This is a genomic window from Amycolatopsis sp. NPDC033938 (assembly GCF_055575975.1).
Window position 1 is genome coordinate 244281 of record NZ_JBVIRO010000005.1, and the last position, 16327, is coordinate 260607.

The 16327-nt window shown below is 67.3% G+C and carries 11 protein-coding genes; 2 read left to right on the forward strand and 9 right to left on the reverse strand.

What is annotated here, in order from left to right; all coding sequences use genetic code 11:
- Window positions 1-46 precede the first annotated feature (46 nt).
- Window positions 47-214 carry a hypothetical protein gene (locus ACZ5ZX_RS16995; protein ID WP_465502935.1) on the forward strand — a complete coding sequence of 56 codons (168 nt, stop codon included), beginning with the start codon at window positions 47-49 and terminating at the stop codon, window positions 212-214.
- Window positions 215-432: 218 nt separating this feature from the next.
- Window positions 433-2178 (forward strand): BCCT family transporter, encoded by a 1746-nt coding sequence (locus tag ACZ5ZX_RS17000; RefSeq protein ID WP_465502936.1) that lies wholly within the window; start codon window positions 433-435, stop codon window positions 2176-2178.
- A 64-nt stretch (window positions 2179-2242) separates the two neighbouring features.
- Here the strand turns inward: ACZ5ZX_RS17000 and ACZ5ZX_RS17005 are convergent, their stop codons facing one another.
- The 9 genes from ACZ5ZX_RS17005 to ACZ5ZX_RS17045 form a co-directional block, all read right to left on the reverse strand.
- On the reverse strand, window positions 2243-2608 hold the full coding sequence (locus ACZ5ZX_RS17005; RefSeq protein WP_465502937.1) for a DoxX family protein: 366 nt from the start codon (window positions 2606-2608) through the stop codon (window positions 2243-2245).
- Window positions 2608-3084, reverse strand: coding sequence for a carboxymuconolactone decarboxylase family protein (locus tag ACZ5ZX_RS17010; RefSeq protein ID WP_465502938.1), 477 nt, complete (start codon window positions 3082-3084; stop codon window positions 2608-2610). Before ACZ5ZX_RS17010 ends, ACZ5ZX_RS17005 begins: the two co-directional genes overlap by 1 nt.
- Before the next feature lie 30 nt (window positions 3085-3114).
- Entirely contained in the window at window positions 3115-3978 is an 864-nt protein-coding gene (locus ACZ5ZX_RS17015) for a sigma-70 family RNA polymerase sigma factor (RefSeq protein ID WP_465502939.1), read from the reverse strand.
- A 166-nt stretch (window positions 3979-4144) separates the two neighbouring features.
- The gene (locus ACZ5ZX_RS17020; protein WP_465502940.1) at window positions 4145-6028 is read right to left on the reverse strand and encodes an OmpL47-type beta-barrel domain-containing protein; all 1884 of its coding nucleotides are present in this window, start codon (window positions 6026-6028) and stop codon (window positions 4145-4147) included.
- Window positions 6029-6095: 67 nt separating this feature from the next.
- Window positions 6096-10061: a ThuA domain-containing protein gene (locus tag ACZ5ZX_RS17025; protein WP_465502941.1), complete on the reverse strand. Its 3966-nt coding sequence runs from the start codon at window positions 10059-10061 to the stop codon at window positions 6096-6098.
- Window positions 10062-10080: 19 nt separating this feature from the next.
- Entirely contained in the window at window positions 10081-11097 is a 1017-nt protein-coding gene (locus ACZ5ZX_RS17030) for a multicopper oxidase domain-containing protein (RefSeq protein ID WP_465502942.1), read from the reverse strand.
- 14 nt (window positions 11098-11111) lie between these two features.
- The gene (locus ACZ5ZX_RS17035; protein WP_465502943.1) at window positions 11112-12011 is read right to left on the reverse strand and encodes a sugar phosphate isomerase/epimerase family protein; all 900 of its coding nucleotides are present in this window, start codon (window positions 12009-12011) and stop codon (window positions 11112-11114) included.
- Between the two features lie 10 nt (window positions 12012-12021).
- Entirely contained in the window at window positions 12022-13026 is a 1005-nt protein-coding gene (locus tag ACZ5ZX_RS17040) for a sugar phosphate isomerase/epimerase family protein (RefSeq protein WP_465502944.1), read from the reverse strand.
- The gene (locus ACZ5ZX_RS17045) at window positions 13026-16115 is read right to left on the reverse strand and encodes a ThuA domain-containing protein (RefSeq protein ID WP_465503106.1); all 3090 of its coding nucleotides are present in this window, start codon (window positions 16113-16115) and stop codon (window positions 13026-13028) included. Before ACZ5ZX_RS17045 ends, ACZ5ZX_RS17040 begins: the two co-directional genes overlap by 1 nt.
- Window positions 16116-16327: the final 212 nt, after the last annotated feature.

Genomic DNA, 16327 nt, shown 5'->3' on the forward strand with positions numbered 1-16327 from the left:
GAACAGCCACTTTTGGCAGGATGTCGGGTGGCGCAAACTTACTGCCATGACCGCAATCATCGTCACCCTCGCCCTCATCGCCCTGGTCGCCTACCTCCTGCAGCGCAACCACGCGCGGCAGGGATACCCGCACGTCGCGGGCGGTGACGGCACCGAAAGCACGAATCCCCTGAGCCGGTGGGAAAGCCACCAAATGCGGGGCGTCATCGGCTGACCCGCCGCGCGATCACTGACCGCCGGTGTCGCGAGCGACACGTTCCGCACTTCCCGCCGGGAGCGAGGCCGCATCCGCCGAGGTCGGAGCCACAATCACGGGTCTAAACCTCAGTTGCCGCATTTTCTGCCGGTTACCAGTTTTCTGGTTAGGGTGCAGTGGTGCAAACGGGTTAACTCGGGCGGAAGGAGATCGCGCTGTCATCGGCGCGGCTGAATATGAGTTCGCAGGACGGTAAACAAGCGGAAGAAGAGGTGCTCGCGGAGACCGCGACCGACCTCGCACACGCACCGGACACGACAGGTCCGGGGCATACGCCCGATGAGCACGTCCCCCTCGATCTCGCCGCCGACCGACCCGCCACGACCGACCGCACCGTTTTCGGTGTGGCGGCGGCCCTCGCGCTCGCGATCATCCTTTGGGGCGTGCTCGCGCCGGAGAACCTCGCGAAAGTCGCGTCGACCCTCCTCAACGACGCCGTGATCCCTTACGGCGGTTGGGCTTTCGTCCTCACCGCGAGCGGTTTCGTGCTCTTCGCGGTCTGTCTGGCCATAAGCCGCTACGGCCGGATCCCCCTCGGCGGGGACAAGGAACTTCCCGAATTCCGGACGTCGTCGTGGATCGCGATGATGTTCAGCGCCGGTATGGGCATCGGCCTGATGTTCTTCGGCGTGTACGAGCCGGTCTCCCACCTCGCGAGCCCGCCACCGGGCACCGCGGCCCCGAATTCCGACGAAGCCGTCCACACCGCGATGGCCACGACGCTGTTCCACTGGACCGTCCACCCGTGGGCGATCTACGCCGTCGTCGGTCTCGCGATCGCCTACAGCACCTTCCGGAAGGGCCGCACCCAGCTGATCAGTTCGGTGTTCGCCCCGCTGATCGGCAAGCGGCGCACCGAAGGCCCGCTGGGCAAGGCGATCGACATCATGGCGATCTTCGCCACGCTGTTCGGTTCGGCCGCCTCCCTCGGTCTCGGCGCACTCCAGGTCGGCGGCGGGATGGGTGCCGTCGGCTGGATCGACGACCCGGGCAAGGGTCTGCTGGTCGCGATCATCGCGATCCTCACCATCGCGTTCATCGCCTCGGCGGTGTCCGGGGTGGCCAAGGGGATCCAGTGGCTATCCAACATCAACATGGTGCTCGCCGCGGTGCTCGCGGTGTTCGTGCTGGTGGTCGGGCCGACCGTGCTGATCCTCAACATCGTGCCCGGCGCGATCGGCGACTACTTCCGCGAACTGGCGGAGATGTCCGGCCGGACCGGGATGACCGGCGGCAACGAGATGCAGACCTGGCTCGGTGGCTGGACGGTCTTCTACTGGGCGTGGTGGATCTCGTGGACGCCCTTCGTCGGCATGTTCATCGCGCGGATCTCCCGCGGCCGCACCATCCGCCAGTTCATCTTCGGCGTCATCGCGATCCCGAGCGTGGTGAGCCTGATCTGGTTCGCGATCTTCGGCGGCGCGGCGATCAGCAGGCAGCGGGCCGGTACGGACATCGCGGGCGCGGGCAGCGCCCAGTCGGCGACGTTCGAACTACTCGAGACATTGCCGTGGTTCATCCCGATCGCGATTCTGGTGATGATCCTGGTGTCCATCTTCTTCGTCTCCGGTGCGGACGCGGCGTCGGTGGTGATGGGCACCTTGTCCCAGCGCGGCAGCGTGCATCCGAAGAAGAACGTCGTCATCTTCTGGGGTGTGCTGATGGGTGCCGTCGCGGCGGTGATGCTGCTGGTCGGCGGGGACAAGGCGCTGACCGGCCTGCAGAATCTGACCATCCTGATCGCGGTGCCGTTCGTGTTCGTGATGGTCGGGCTGTGCGTGTCGGTCTGGAAGGATCTGCGCAACGACCCGCTGATGAAGCAGGAAGACGCGATGATGTTGTCGCTGAAGGAACTCCACGAGGAACGCACCAACGGCCACGCCCGCCGTCGCCTCCTCGGACGCTCGAAGCAGCGCTCCTGAGCTGATCGCGCGTGAAGGCCCCCTTCCCTCTGCTGAGCCGAGGGAAGGGGGCCTTCACGCGCTGTCAGGCACGGCCGATGGCGACGAAAGCGCACAGCGCGAGGTAAGCGAGGTCCACCAGCGCCAGTAGCGGCTCGCGACGGCGCACCCGTAGGACGAGCGCCCCAGCCATGACCAGCGCCAGCCCGAGGGCCGCCAGCGGCACCAGTTCCGGCGCGATGTCGAGCAGGGCGGGCAGGATCAGGCCGACCGCGCCCAGGATCTCGACCGTCCCGATGAACTTCACCGTCCCGGGGCCGAAATCCAGCACCCAGCTCGCACCGGAGGCCACTCCGGCGACCGTTTCCCTTCGCAGGAACAGTTTCCCGACGCCGGACACGAGATACATGACGGCCAGCAGCCCGGCGACGATCCACAGTGCGGTGTCCATCAATGCCCCGCGAACTGGCCCGGCGTGTAGTCGCCCGCCGGCTGCCGGGTGATGACGTTCAGCCGGTTGAAGGCGTTGATGAGCGCGATCTGCATCGTCAGCGCCAGGAGCTGTTCGTCGTCGTAGTGCTTGGCGGCGGCCTCCCACACCTCGTCGCTGACACCGGCGCTGTCGGCGATGCGGCAGCCCGCCTCGGTGAGTTCCAGCGCGGCGCGCTCGGCCTCGGTGAAGACCGTCGCTTCACGCCAGCACGCGATCAGGTTCAGCCGGACGGTGGTCTCCCCCGCCGCCGCGGCGTCCTTGGTGTGCATGTCCAGGCAGCCGGCGCATCCGTTGATCTGGCTGGCCCGGATGTTCACCAGTTCCCTTGTCGTGGCGGGGAGTTCGCTGCCTTCGAGGGTCCTTCCCGCCGCCACGAGATGCTTCACGAGCTTCGGCGCGAGAGCGGTCTTGAAGACTTCGAGCCTTGCCTGCATGGGATTTCTCCTTCTCTCGTCGGTGTTCACTTACTTCGACGAGGGGGCCTCGAGAGAGGTAACACCCATGGCGGCGAGGCGACGTGGATCACTCACGGAGTCGATGCCGACGATGCGGCCGTCGACGACGGTGCAGCTCATCACGCCCAGCACCTTGCCGGTCTTGCTCCACGACACGATCCCCGGCTTGCCGTTGACCACCGCGGCACGCGTGGTGACGGCGGCGCGCGCCCCGCGCTGGACGCGCGTGGCCACCTCGGCCGCCCCCAGTCGCACGACCTCGCCGTGCCGGGTCTGCGAACGCCAGGTCACGTCGGGGTCGAGCAGCTCGATCAGTCCCTCGAAGTCCCCTTCGCGCGCGGCGGCGAGGAAGGCGTCGACGACGGCGCGTTGCCGCGGCTCGTCGGCCGGACGCCGTCCCTGCACCTTCCGGCGGGCACGGCTGGCGAGCATCTTGGCCGCGTCCGCCGATTTGCCGAGGATCTCGCCGACCTCGGCGAACGGGACCGCGAACAGGTCGTGCAGTACGAACGCCAGCCGCTCGGCGGGGCCGAGGGTGTCGAGCACCACGAGCAACGCCACCCCGACCGAGTCGGCGAGCATCGCGTCCTCTTCGGGTGTGTCCTCGAGCACCAGCAGCTCGGGCGGCTCGTCGTAGGAATCCTCGGGGCGGGTCTTGCGGGAGCGGAGGACGTCGATGCAGACACGGCCGACGACCGTGGTCAGCCAGCCGGAGAGGTTGTCGATCGTCTCGGCGTCCTGACGGGCCAGCCGCAGCCAGGCCTCCTGGACGGCGTCTTCGGCGTCCGCGCGGGAGCCGAGCATCCGCTGGGCCACCGCCACCAGACGGCCGCGCTGCTCCTCGAACGCGCTGGCCAGGGCCTCGCCGGTCATGTCGTTACCTTTCTCGCGCCTGATCCGTCATGGACATGACGACCACGGCGCGAAAAAGGTAACAAGGGCCGGGGCTGAAGGGGCCTTTCCTCGCATCAGATGCGGTGAAGGGCGCTTTCCCCGCATCTGATGCGGGGAAAGCGCCCTTCAGCCACTCACGACCGGTCTAGACGTCCCGGATCGGCGTCTTGACGACCTTCTTCATGCCGGGGTTCTTCGTCTCCGGCCTCTTCTGCGGCTCGGGCTCGACGGCCGAGCCGCCGATGCCGGACTCGATCGCCGCCGTCACGATCAGGTTCCGCTCGTCGGAGGAGACGACCTCGCGGTCGAGCAGTTCCTTCGTCACCGCGCTGACGTAGGCCACGAACTGGTCGTTCGACGAGTAGTCCGACTCGTCGTCGATCACGTCGTTGATCGTGCAGCCGTTGCCGGTGTCGCGGTTCTCGACCTGGCTGTCCGCCGAGCCGAGGATCACGGTGTCCCGCAGGTCGGAGTCCGGGCAGGCGTCCGGACCCGGCGGCGCGGCGACGATGGTGAACGCGCCGCCCTGTTCCGCCGAGACGTTGCCCGCCTTGTCCGACGCGCGGTAGGTCAGCGTGTGCGTGCCGAGCGCGGTCACCTTGACCGGCGCGGTGTACACCGTCCAGGCCCCACCGTCGAGTTTGTACTCGATCTTGTCGACGCCGGATCCGGTGTCGGTCGCGGTCAGGTTGATGGTCGCGTCCTCGATGTAGGACCAGCTTCCGTCCAGATCACCGCTCACCACCACGGAAACCACCGGTGCGGTGCTGTCGTCGCCTTCGACGATGGTGAACGTCGCCGTGCCTTCCGCCGAGACGTTGCCCGCCTTGTCGGTGGCGCGGTAGTTCACGGTGTGCGCGCCGACGACGGTCAACGCGAGCGGCGCCGAGTACGTCATCCAGGCGGCACCGTCCAATTTGTACTCGACCTTGCCGACACCCGAACCGGCGTCGGTGGCCGCGAGGGTCACGGTCGCCTTGCCGACGTAGTTGCCCGCGGTGTCCTTGGTGCCCGTCACCTCGGCCGTCACCGTCGGCGCGGTGGTGTCACTGCTGACCACGGTGAAGTGCGCCATGCCCTCCGGCGAAACGTTGCCCGCCTTGTCCGAGGCACGGTAGGAGACCATGTGCATCCCCGGCGCGGACACCGCCACCGGTGCCGTGTACGCGGTCCACGCGCCTTCGTCCACTTTGTACTCGACCTTGTCGACGCCGGAACCGGCGTCGGTGGCGGTGAGCTTCACGGTGGCGGTGTCGAGGTAGTTCCCCGAAGCGTCCTTGGTCCCCGTCACCTCGGCGGTCACCGTCGGCGGAGTCGTATCACCGGGCTGGCCGGTGACGACGCTGAACGACGCCATCCCTTCCGGGGAGACGTTGCCCGCCTTGTCCGAAGCGCGGTAGTGGACCATGTGCGAGCCCACGGCGGAGACCACCACGGGCGCGGTGTACGCGGTCCAGGCGCCGCCGTCCAGCTGGTACTCGACCTTGTCCACACCGGACTGACTGTCGGTGGCGGCCAGGTTCACCGTCGCCGACCCGACGTAGTTCCCGGCGGTGTCCTTGGTGCCGGTGACGTTCGCGGTGACCGTCGGCGGGATGGTGTCGGAGCCGCCGCCGTCGGTGACGACGAACTCACCGACCATCTTGCTGTGCCCCTGGATCGTGCAGTAGTACCGGTACTTGCCCGGCGTCAGCGTCACCGTGGCCTGGTGCTCGCCGTTCTGCTCGTCGTAGGGGTTGGCGAGGATGTTGAGGTTGACGTCGTGGTTGTAGCCCGGCGTCGACGTGTCGAACGTCAGCGTGTGCGACATCGTCGAGCCGAGGGCTTCGGTGTTCTTGAACAGGATCGTGGTCTCGCCCGCCACCGCGGTGGACGGCGCGCTGAGGTAGTGGTCGGTGCTGTCGCCCGCCGTCCATTCCAGGGTCTGGACGGGTGCGGCGACGGCGGGTGCGGACGAGCCCGGTAACACCAGGCCCGCCAGTGCGAGCGTCGCGGCCACCAGGGCCACGACGAGGGTTCTTGGGGACATCGCAGGGAAACCTTCCGTACAGGGAGACCGGCCGGGCGCGAGGGAGGTCACGCCCGGCCGGCTTTCGCTACAGCTGCCGCACCCGGATGTTGCGGAACTCCATCAGGTCGTTGTCACCGTGGTTCTGCAGACCGATGAACCCGCTGACGAACTGCCGGAAGTCGGTCGACGGATCGCCCGCCCGCGACGATTGAATCCCCGGCGCGTTCTCGAACTCGTTGATCACGACGCCGTTGCGGATGATCGTGTACTTCTGCCCGACGACCTTGACCTCGTACTCGTTCCAGGTCCCCTTCGGCTTCACACCCGCCTGGTCCAGCGTCCGCGGGTCGAAGTTGTAGATCGACCCGGTCTTCTGCGGCTCACCGGTGGCCCCGTCGTACAGCTGGACCTCGTGCCCACAGTAGATCGCGACCCAGGCCTGCGACGTCCTCGCCGAACCGACCGTGCCGCAACTGCCCGGCGGACGCTGCTCCAGCGGCGTGCGCGGATCCGGGAACCGGACGAACACGCCGCTGTTGGCGCTGCCGGTCGGCGCGATGTCCTTGAACTGCAGCTTCACCGAGAAGTTGCCGAACTGCCGCGCCGAGTACCACAGCATCCCCAGCCCGCCCGACGGTCGCAGCGACCCGTCCGGCTGGATGGCGAACTGCCCGGACGGCGCCTGCGACCAGTTGCGGAACGAAGCGGCCGTGCCGTCGTAGATCGCGTCGTAGCCGGTGACGCCCGGGTTGCCGATGGGCGACGCGGCGGCCGCGGCGTTGATCTTGTCCGACTCGGCGCCGTTCAGCACCCCGAGGTCGCCCAGCCGGTTCACGGCCTGGGTGACGTGGTTGACGAAACCGGCGTGGGAGGTCCACGTGCTCTCGTCGTCGATCATGTCGTCGACCGTGCAGCCGCCACCGGCGTTCCGGTTGGTCACCCCGGTGTCGGTGTCGCCGATGGTCACCGTGGCGCCGGAATCCGCCACGAGACAGCCGACGCTCACCGAGTTCCGCGTGGTCACCGTCTCGCCGTCCGCGTAGGTCACGGTCAGCTTGGCGGTGTAGAGCCCGGTGCGCGGGTAGGTGTGCCGCGGGTCGGGCTGGGTGGAGATGGTGCCGTCGCCGAACTCCCATTTGTAGGAGACGCCGCCGGACTTCGACCCGGTGAAGGCCGCGGTGAGCGGTTTGTTCTGCACCATGGTCGACGCCGCCGCGGCCGACGGGGTCGCCTCGCCGCCGACGTAGCTGATCTTCAGCAGCTTCTGGTTGTTGGTCAGGGTGAAGAAGCCGCCGCCGTAGTCGAGCACGTACAGCGCGCCGTCCGGCCCGAATTTGGCGTCCATCCACTGGTTCAGCTTGGTGTCGCCACCACCGGTCGGGATGATCTGCCGCACCGTCTCGGCGAACACCGGCGGATCCTGCTTCGCGACGCCGTTCGGGTCGAGGGTGACCGCGATCCGGTTCTGCCCGTTGCTCTGGTCACCGATGAACCACTTGTCGTTCCAGTACGACGGCCACGCCACACCGCTGTTGGTGTTGACCAGTTCGCGGTGGTACGTCGGCCCGGTCATGACCGCCTGGCCGCCGCCCTTGAGGTAGGGCTGCGTGTAGGTGGCCTCGGCCGCGTTGTACGTCGGGACGGAGCTGTTGGGCCGGTTGGGGAACACCGGTCCGCCGCCGTCCGGTGAGTACCAGATCATGTTCTTCTTGATCGGCGGCAGGTTCACCAGGCCGGTGTTGCGCGGCGAGGTGTTGACCGGGTTGTCGCAGTCGTACCAGCCGGTGAGCACCGCGGCGTCGGTGCTGCTGCGGTCACGGTAGGGCTGCTTGTTGCCCATGCAGTACGGCCAGCCGTGGTTGCCCGCCTCGGTGATCACCGTGGCGGTCTCGTACTTGGCCGGGCCGAGTTCCGGGCTCGGCGAGGTCGCGTCCGGGCCGACCCAGGCCGCGGTCAGCCAGTTGGTCTTCTTGTCGACCTGCAGACGCGAGATGTTCCGCACGCCCATCACGTAGATCTCGGGCCTGGTCTTGTTCCCGGGGTCGTTCGCCTCGGGGAACAGGTTCCCGGCCGGGTTGGTGTAGGTACCGTCCGGCTCCGGGTGGATCCGCAGGATCTTCCCGTTGAGGTCGTTCGTGTTACCGGCGGTGCGGCGCGCGTCCTGGAACGAGACGCCCTTGTAGTCCTGGGTCCAGTTGTTGCCGGAGTACCCGTTGGAACCCTGCGACGAGTTGCTGTCACCGGAACCGATGTAGAGGTTCCCGTCCTTGTCGAAGTCCATCCCGCCGCCGGCGTGGCAGCAGCTGTGGATCTGGACGTCCCACGACAGCAGGTCCTTGCGCGTGGCCTGGTCCAGCGTCTGGTTCTTCAGGTCGTAGGTGAACCGCGAGACCGTGCGCTTGCCGATCCGCTTGTCGATGTCGATCGACGCGTGCGGCATCCAGTAGGCGTACATGAAGCCGTTCTCGCTGAACTTCGGGTCCAGCACGAGACCGAGAAGGCCTTCCTCGTTCTTGACCAGTTCGTCGCCGCTGCCGCGGTTGCCCATCACCTTGAGCGTGGTGAGCAGCTTCGGCTTCTTGGTGACCGGGTCCCACTGGTGGATCGTGCCGCAACCGGCGCCGATCTCGGGGTTGGTCCAATCGTTCGGCGCGGGCACCACGTTGCCCGCGCAGGCCGCGCGGCCGATGTAGAAGACCCGGCCGTTCGGCGCGATGGTGAGCCCGTGCGGCTCACCGATCTGGTCCAGCTGGCCGGTCTGGTTGATGCCGGTCAGGCGTTCGACCTTGTAGTTGGCCGCGATGCCCGCCTTGCAGTCCCCGCGCACCATACCGGTGGTCCACTTCAGCGCGCCGAGGATGTGGCTGCGGAACTGGGCTTCGCCGTAGCTCGCCTCGGTCCGGCCCATCCCGGTGTAGAAGGAGCGGCCGCCGTCGTAGTCACGGCACCACGAGATCGGGTGGAACGCGCCGTTCGCGCCGACACCCGGCTTGTAGGTCGATTCCTCGACCTGCGCGACGGTGTGGACGGTGCCGACCGGGTTGACCTCCCAGTTGAGCCACCGGTCGGTGCGGACCCACTTCTGCGGCAGGCCGGCGGTGGCCGGGTTCGCCTTGTCGAGGACGTCGACCGTGGCCTCTGCCGGGTCGGGCTCAGGCGGGGGCGGGGTGGTCGAGTTGTCCTTGAACAGCTTGAAGTCGGCCAGCTGGATAATCGAGTCACCGGCGTTGGCGGTGATGTTCAGCCGGTAGTTCGAGTAGGCCGTGGTGTTGGTGAAGGTGAAGGTCCGGCTCACGAACCGGTCGGGGAACGTCTCGTTGGTGCGGGTGTCCAGATCGGTCCACGTGGTCCCGTCGTTGGAGCCCTGCAGGGTCCAGTTCTTGGGGTCACGCCCGGCGAAGTCGTTCGCCGAGACGAGCGCGTAGCTGCTCACGGCGACCGGGGCGGCCAGCTTGTAGGCGACCCAGCCAGTCGACGCGAAGGCCAGCCACTTGGTGTTCTCGTTGTTGTCGGCCAGCTTTTCCTTGGTCTCGTTGGGCGGGTTCTCCGCGCTCGCGGTGACCGAGGCGACCGCTTCCGGCGTCGGGCGCGCACCCACCGGGCGCGCCCCGATCAGCCCGGAGAACCACTGCGACCCGTCCTGGGCCCGCGCGGCGTCGGAAAGCCCGAGGAAACCGCCGCCCGCCTTCATGTAGTTCTGCAGCGAGGTTTCCTGGTCGCGGTTGAGCGTGATGCCCTGCGCGGAAAGGAAGACGACGCCGCGGTACTTCGCGAGGTTCGCCTCGGTGAACACCGCGGGGTCCGAGGAGGACGACACGGAGATGCCGTTCGCCTGCCCAAGGCTCGCGATCGCGTCCGTCGCACGCAGGACGGGGTCCTTCTGATCCGCGGCGGTGCCGTGGAAGACCAGGACGTTCACCGGGACGTTCGTCGCGGCTTCGGCGGCGACCGGTGCGATGGCCAGCGGAAGCCCGGAGGTGACGACGGCGCCGACCGCCAGTGCGGCCAGTGACCGTCTGCGGAGCCGACGTTGCGAAAAGATTCGTCTCAAGTTCTCGCTCCTTTCAAGTCTAGTGGTGGTGTGCGGAAGCGCCGGTGGCGTCCGGAGTGGACGTGGTGGTGTGCTGGTGTCCCTTGAAGCGGTCGATCGCCTCCTGGGCGCCCGCGGGCATCCCGCCGTCGGCGTTGCGGACCAGGAACACCCCGGACATGCCGTCGTCCGAGTGCTGCTGGACGTGGCAGTGGTACATCCACGCGCCCGGCCCGACGCCGTCACCGGCGATCACCTGGAACCCGAAGGAGTTACCGGGGTCGAGGGTCTTGTTGTCGACGATCGGGGCGTTGTCGGTCGCGCTGGTGAGCATGCCGGTGCGGGTGTCCGCCCAGCGGTGCGCGTGCAGATGGAAGGTGTGCATCAGGTTGCCGTGCCCGATGCAGATGAACTCGACGCGTTCGCCGAGGTTCGCCTCGAAGATCGGCGTGTTCGGGGCGACCTGGTGGTTGATCCACATTTCGGTGAACACCACGGTGAACTGCTTGCTGGGCAGCAGATCCCCGCGTTTGCGCACGATCAGGCCGCCGTAGAGGCCCTTCATCAGGCCCACCGTGCCGTGGTCGCCGCCGAACGCGTGGTCGTGATAGTGCCAGTAGCCCGCGCTGCCGGGCATCCAGAAACCATTGGCCGCCTGGTAGGCCGTCCGGGTCTTCCAGGTGTAGGTCTTGGTCTCGTAGGGCTTGTTGAAGGAGTCGTTGAACGGGGAGCCGTCGGATTTGGTGTCGTAGTTGACGCCGTGCGGGTGGATGGAGAGCCGCTGGTCGGTGTTGTTGACCAGTTCGATCACCAGGGTGTCGCCCTCGTAGCACTCCAGGAGCGGTCCGGGGATCGTCGGCTTGCCGGGCTCGAGCCCGTAGCCGACCCGGGTCGAACCGGGAACGTAGTCGGCGTAGATGGTGATGTTGCGGGTCATCCCGGCCGCGGCGGCCGGCGCCGAACCGGCGCTCGCCGACACCACGACCGGGGCGAGCACCCCGGCCGCGGTGCCCGCGAGCATCGATCTGCGGGACAGCCCGCGGTTGTTCTTGTCCATTGTGGATTCCCCAGCTAGAAGCGGACGTTACGGAGATAGGTGAATCCGGTCTGGGCGGTGCTCAGGGGATCCGTGGGGTTGTCGTGCTCGACGATGTACTCGGCGAGATGGGGACGGGTGCGGGAGAAGATGCGCGGGAAATCGATGACGCCCTTGCCGGGATCGACCATCTTCCCGTCCGCCGTCCGGTCCTTGACGTGGTACTGCACCACGCGCGGGAAGTGCTGCCGGTACAGCGAAACCGGGTCGACCCCGCCTTCCACCGCCCAGAACAGGTCGATCTCCAGGTGCACGTAACGCGGGTTGGTGTTCCTGGTGAGCACGTCGTAGGGACGCACGCCGCCGATGGGGGCGAATTCGTGCGCGTGGTTGTGGTAACCGAGGGGGATCCCGGCCTGGCGGAACTTGCGCGCCGCCGTGTCGAGCCGTCCGGCGAACTGCTTCCAGCCTTCGATGGTGTCGAAGTTGGCCCACGGCACGTTCGCCCGGGTGTTCCCGAGGACCTTCGCGTCGGCGATGGTCTTGTCGAGATCGCCGTCGATGCCGACGTGGGTCGACGTCGCCTTGAGGTGGAACTTGTCGAGCAGACCGCGGAACTCCTCGGCCGTGCGGCCGTAGGTCCCGGCGAGTTCGACCTTCCGGTAACCGATGTCCGCGAGCGCGGACAGGGTCCCGGGCAGATCGGCCTGCAACGCGGTGCGCAGGGAGTAGAGCTGGATGCTGATCTTGTCCACCGGGACCCGGCCCCGACCGTGATGGCCGTGTCCCTGGGGCTCCGCCTCGTCCGAGGTGGAGGTGGTGGCGTTGGCGAGGCCCGGCAGGGCTACCGCCGCCCCCACCGCGACCGCCGCCGTCGCCGCGCCGCGGAGGAGCGCCCGTCGAGAGTGGAACTGCTCAGCTTCTTCACCGCACATGAAACCGCCCTCACTTCTGGTTGCTGAAAGCCGCGTCGAAGGCCGCCGACGGCTTGTCGAACAGGAGCCCCCGCAGAAAGGTCACGGCCTCCGCCGCGCCCCGGAGCCGGTCCATCCCGGCGTCTTCCCACTCCACCGAGATCGGACCGGAATAGCCGATCGAATTCAGTGCCCGGAAACAGTCCTCCCACGGCACGTCGCCGTGCCCGGTCGAAACGAAGTCCCAGCCGCGTCGGGGGTCTCCCCAGGGGAGATGCGAGCCGAGCCTGCCGTTGCGCCCGTCGAACCGCTTCCTGGTGTCCTTGCAGTCCACGTGGTAGATCCGGTCGGCGAAATCGAGGATGAAACCGACCGGGTCGAGGTCCTGCCAGATGAAATGCGAAGGATCCCAATTCAGCCCGAATGCCGGACGGTCGCCGACAGCTTCGAGCGCACGTTTCGTGGTCCAGTAGTCATAGGCGATCTCCGACGGGTGAACCTCGTGGGCGAACCGCACGCCCACCTCGTCGAAGACGTCGAGGATCGGGTTCCACCGGTCCGCGAAATCCCGGTAGCCGTCGTCGATGACCGCCTGTGAGACCGGCGGGAACATCGCGACGTACTTCCAGGTCTTGGAACCGGTGAAGCCGATCACCGTGTCCACCCCGAGTTTCGCCGCCGCGCGGGCGGTGTCGGCCATCTCCTTCGCCGCCCGCTGCCGGACGCCTTCCGGTTCACCGTCGCCCCACACCCGGGAGGGGAGGATGGCCTGGTGCCGTTCGTCGATCGGGTCGTCGCAGACGGCCTGGCCGACGAGGTGGTTGGAAATGGCCCACACCTTGAGGCCGTGGTCGGCCAGCAGCTTCAGGCGCCCGGGCACATAGTCCTCTTCGGACAGTGCGCGGTCGACCTCGAAGTGGTCGCCGGAACAGGCGATCTCGAGGCCGTCGTAGCCCCATTCGCTGGCCAGCCTGCACACCTCGGTGAACGGCAGATCCGCCCACTGGCCGGTGAACAGCGTGATCGGACGACTCATCAGGACTCCTCGAAGGTGATCGCGTCTACGTCGAACAAGCCGCCGGAACCGCCCTTGAACACGAGGAACAACGGGCCGGTCCCACCGGGGTCGGTGATCGCGGAGGCCGGGAGGTCGGCATAGGTGTCCCAGCCGCCGGTGTTGGCGACGGTGACCGTCTGGACCAGCGGCCCGTCCACCGCGCCCGAGCGGACCTCGATCGTGCCGCCCGCGCCGCCGGACGAGACCCGGTAGCCGATGCCGCTCACGCCGACGAGATTCACCGGGTCGAATTTGATCCAGTCACCGGATTCGATGTGGCCCACGCGTTTGCCGCCACTGGCCCCGGCGTGCACGACGACCTCGATCCCGCTGGACTGGCTGTAGAATTCGGCCTGCTTCAGCTTCGGCTGCAGGATGGACTCCGCCTCGCCAGCGAGCGCCGGCACGCCGTTGGCGCCGTTGTCGGTGTAGCCGGCGTTGATGACACCGAACACGTTGGCGTCCGCGCCATGACCTTCGTCGGCGGGTGTGGCGATGGTGCCCTCGCAACCGGTCGCGCGGCTCAGCGGATGTCCATGGCCCTCGTGGCCGAGGATGTATTCGACGGTCACCTTCGAGCAGTCGATCGGGTTGTCCTCGGCGTCGGTCACCTCGACCTTGAACGGGACCATGTCCCCGAAACTGAACACACTGCCGTTGACCGGCGTCTTCAGCGTGACCACCGGCGCGGTGTTGCCCACTGTGACCACCACACTCGCCGCCCCGGTCAGCCCGGTGGAGTCGGTGACCGAAAGCTTCGCCGTGTACTGGCCGTTCGCGGGGTAGGTATGGGAAACCGGTGAGGCCTCGGTGGAATCGGTGGTGCCGTTGCCGTCGAAGTCCCAGGCGTAGGTCAGCGTGCCGCCATCGGGATCGTTGGTCCCCGCCGGGTCGAACTTGACGGTCAGCGGCGCCTGTCCGGACGTCTTGTCCGCGGCGACCTTGACCTCCGGCGTCCGCCTGCCCTTGGTGTAGTCGATGCGGTAGACCGCGGATTCCTTTGAGCCGCCGAAGTAGCCGGTGCCGTAGTCGAGGACGTAGAGCGCGCCGTCCGGACCGAACTCGATGTTCATCGGGCGGACCAGCTCCATCGAGTCGAAGAACGGCTTGATGGCACCGCGTTCGCCGTTCGGGCCGACGGTGATCTCCTTGATCCAGCCGCGTTCCCATTCGTAGGCGAAGGTCTTGCCGTTGAAGTACTCCGGGAACTTGGTCAGGGACGGGTTCTTCGCGTCGTACTGGTAGACCGGGCCGCCCATCGGGGACTCCGGGCCGGTGCCGAACTCGGGCACCGAACCACCGTCGTAGGGGATCCACGCCTTCTCGACCGGGGGCAGGTCGGTCAGCCCGGTGTTGCGCGGGCTCGTGTTCTTCGGCTTGGCGCAGTCGAAGGCGGCACCGGACTGCTTGGTGGCGAAGTCGTAATCGATGAACGGCTGGTTGTCGCCGATGCAGTACGGCCAGCCGAAGTTACCCGGCTTCTTGATCAGGTTGAACTCGACCGTGCCGCCCGGACCGCGTTTCGGGTCGGCCGCGCCGGCGTCGGGACCGTAGTCGGCGAGGTGGATCCAGCCGGTCTTGCGGTCGACGGCGAACCGGAACGGGTTCCGGAAGCCCATCGCGTAGATCTCCGGCCGGGTCTTGGCCTTGATCTTCGGGAACAGGTTGCCCCTGGGAATCGTGTACGTGCCGTTCGCGCCGACCTTGATCCGCAGCACCTTGCCGCGCAGGTCGTTCGTGTTGGCGGAGGTGCGCTGGGCGTCGTAGACCGGGTTGCGGTCGGCGCGCTCGTCGATCGGGGTGAAGCCGTCGGAGGAGAACGGGTTGGAATCGTCCCCTGTGGACAGATAGAGATTGCCCTGTGCGTCGAAGTCGATCTCGCCACCGGCGTGGCAGCAGATTCCGCGTTCGGCGGGAACCTGCAGGATCTTCTGCTCGCCGGCGAGGTCCAGCTTGTTGTCGGTGCCCAGCTTGAACCGCGAGAGCTGGTTGTAGCCCTTGAACGGGGCGAAGTCGGCCGGGGTGCCGTTCTCCGGCGCGTCCCCGTCCGGGGTGTTCAACTTGGGCGCGTAGTACAGGTAGACCCAGCGGTTCCTGGCGAAGTCCGGGTCGATGGCGACCCCCTGGAGGCCGTCTTCGTCGTGGTTGTAGACGGGGATCTGCCCGGCCAGCGAGGTCGTCGCCGACGAGCTGGTGTACCAGACGCGGCCGTCGCGCGAAGTGTGCAGGACGTCGCGGTTGGGCAGCACCGAGAGCGCGATCGGCTCGCCGGTCTTCTCCTCGCCCTTGGCCAGGGTGATCTGGTCGAAGTCCGCGTCGACCGGGTCCTCCTGGGTTTTGGCGCAGCCCGCCGCGCTCAGTTTGGTGGCGTACTTGATGCCACCCGCCAGATGCTTGAGGAAGGCCGGTTCGGCGTAGGACTCCTTGGTGTGCCCGCCGCCGGTGTACCAGGAGCGGCCGCCGGAGTTCTCGTGGCACCAGGCGATCGGGTGATCGCCCATGGCGCCGTCACCGGGCTGGTAGCTCTTCTCGTCCAGGCTCGCGAGCACGTGGACGTTGCTGCGCGGGTTCTCGCGGTAGTTGTACCACTCGTCGGTGCGCGGCCAGGTCGCCGGAAGATCCACAGTGGACACGTGGTCATGGTCTTCGACCTTGACGTTCGCCTGCTGGATCTGCGGATGGGACTTGAAGTACGCGCCGACCAGTTCGCCGTACCAGGGCCAGTCGTATTCGGTGTCGGAGGCGGCGTGCACACCCACGTACCCGCCGCCTCCCTTCACGTACCGCTCGAACGCGGCCTGCTGGTCCGCGTTCAGCACGTCACCGGTGGTGGAAAGCCAGACCACCGCGTTGAACCGCTTGAGGTTCGCGTCGGTGAAGGCCGCCGCGTCCTCGGTCGCCTCCACCCCGAAGTGGTGCTGTGCACCCAGTTCCTTGATCGCCTTGATCCCGTCGGGGATCGAATCGTGCCGGAAGCCCGCGGTCTTGGAGAACACGAGCACCGTGGCCGCTTCGTGCGCCGATGCGGTCTGCACCGGCAACGCGACGCCTGTCAGAGCGGTGACCATCGACGTGACGAGCACGCCTAGTCGTCGTTTCAAGGACATAGCAGTAGCGATCCTTTCGATGAGCGACGGCGATCAAGGAAGCGGATGCGTAGTGGGCCGGGTTGGTCGTGAGTGGCGATTCGGGTTAGAACCCGAAAAGCCCCACACCACCCCCGGTTACCACCGGGCAGCCCCCGGGTGCGGCCCCCCAGTAGTGGCCCCAAAACAGGTTT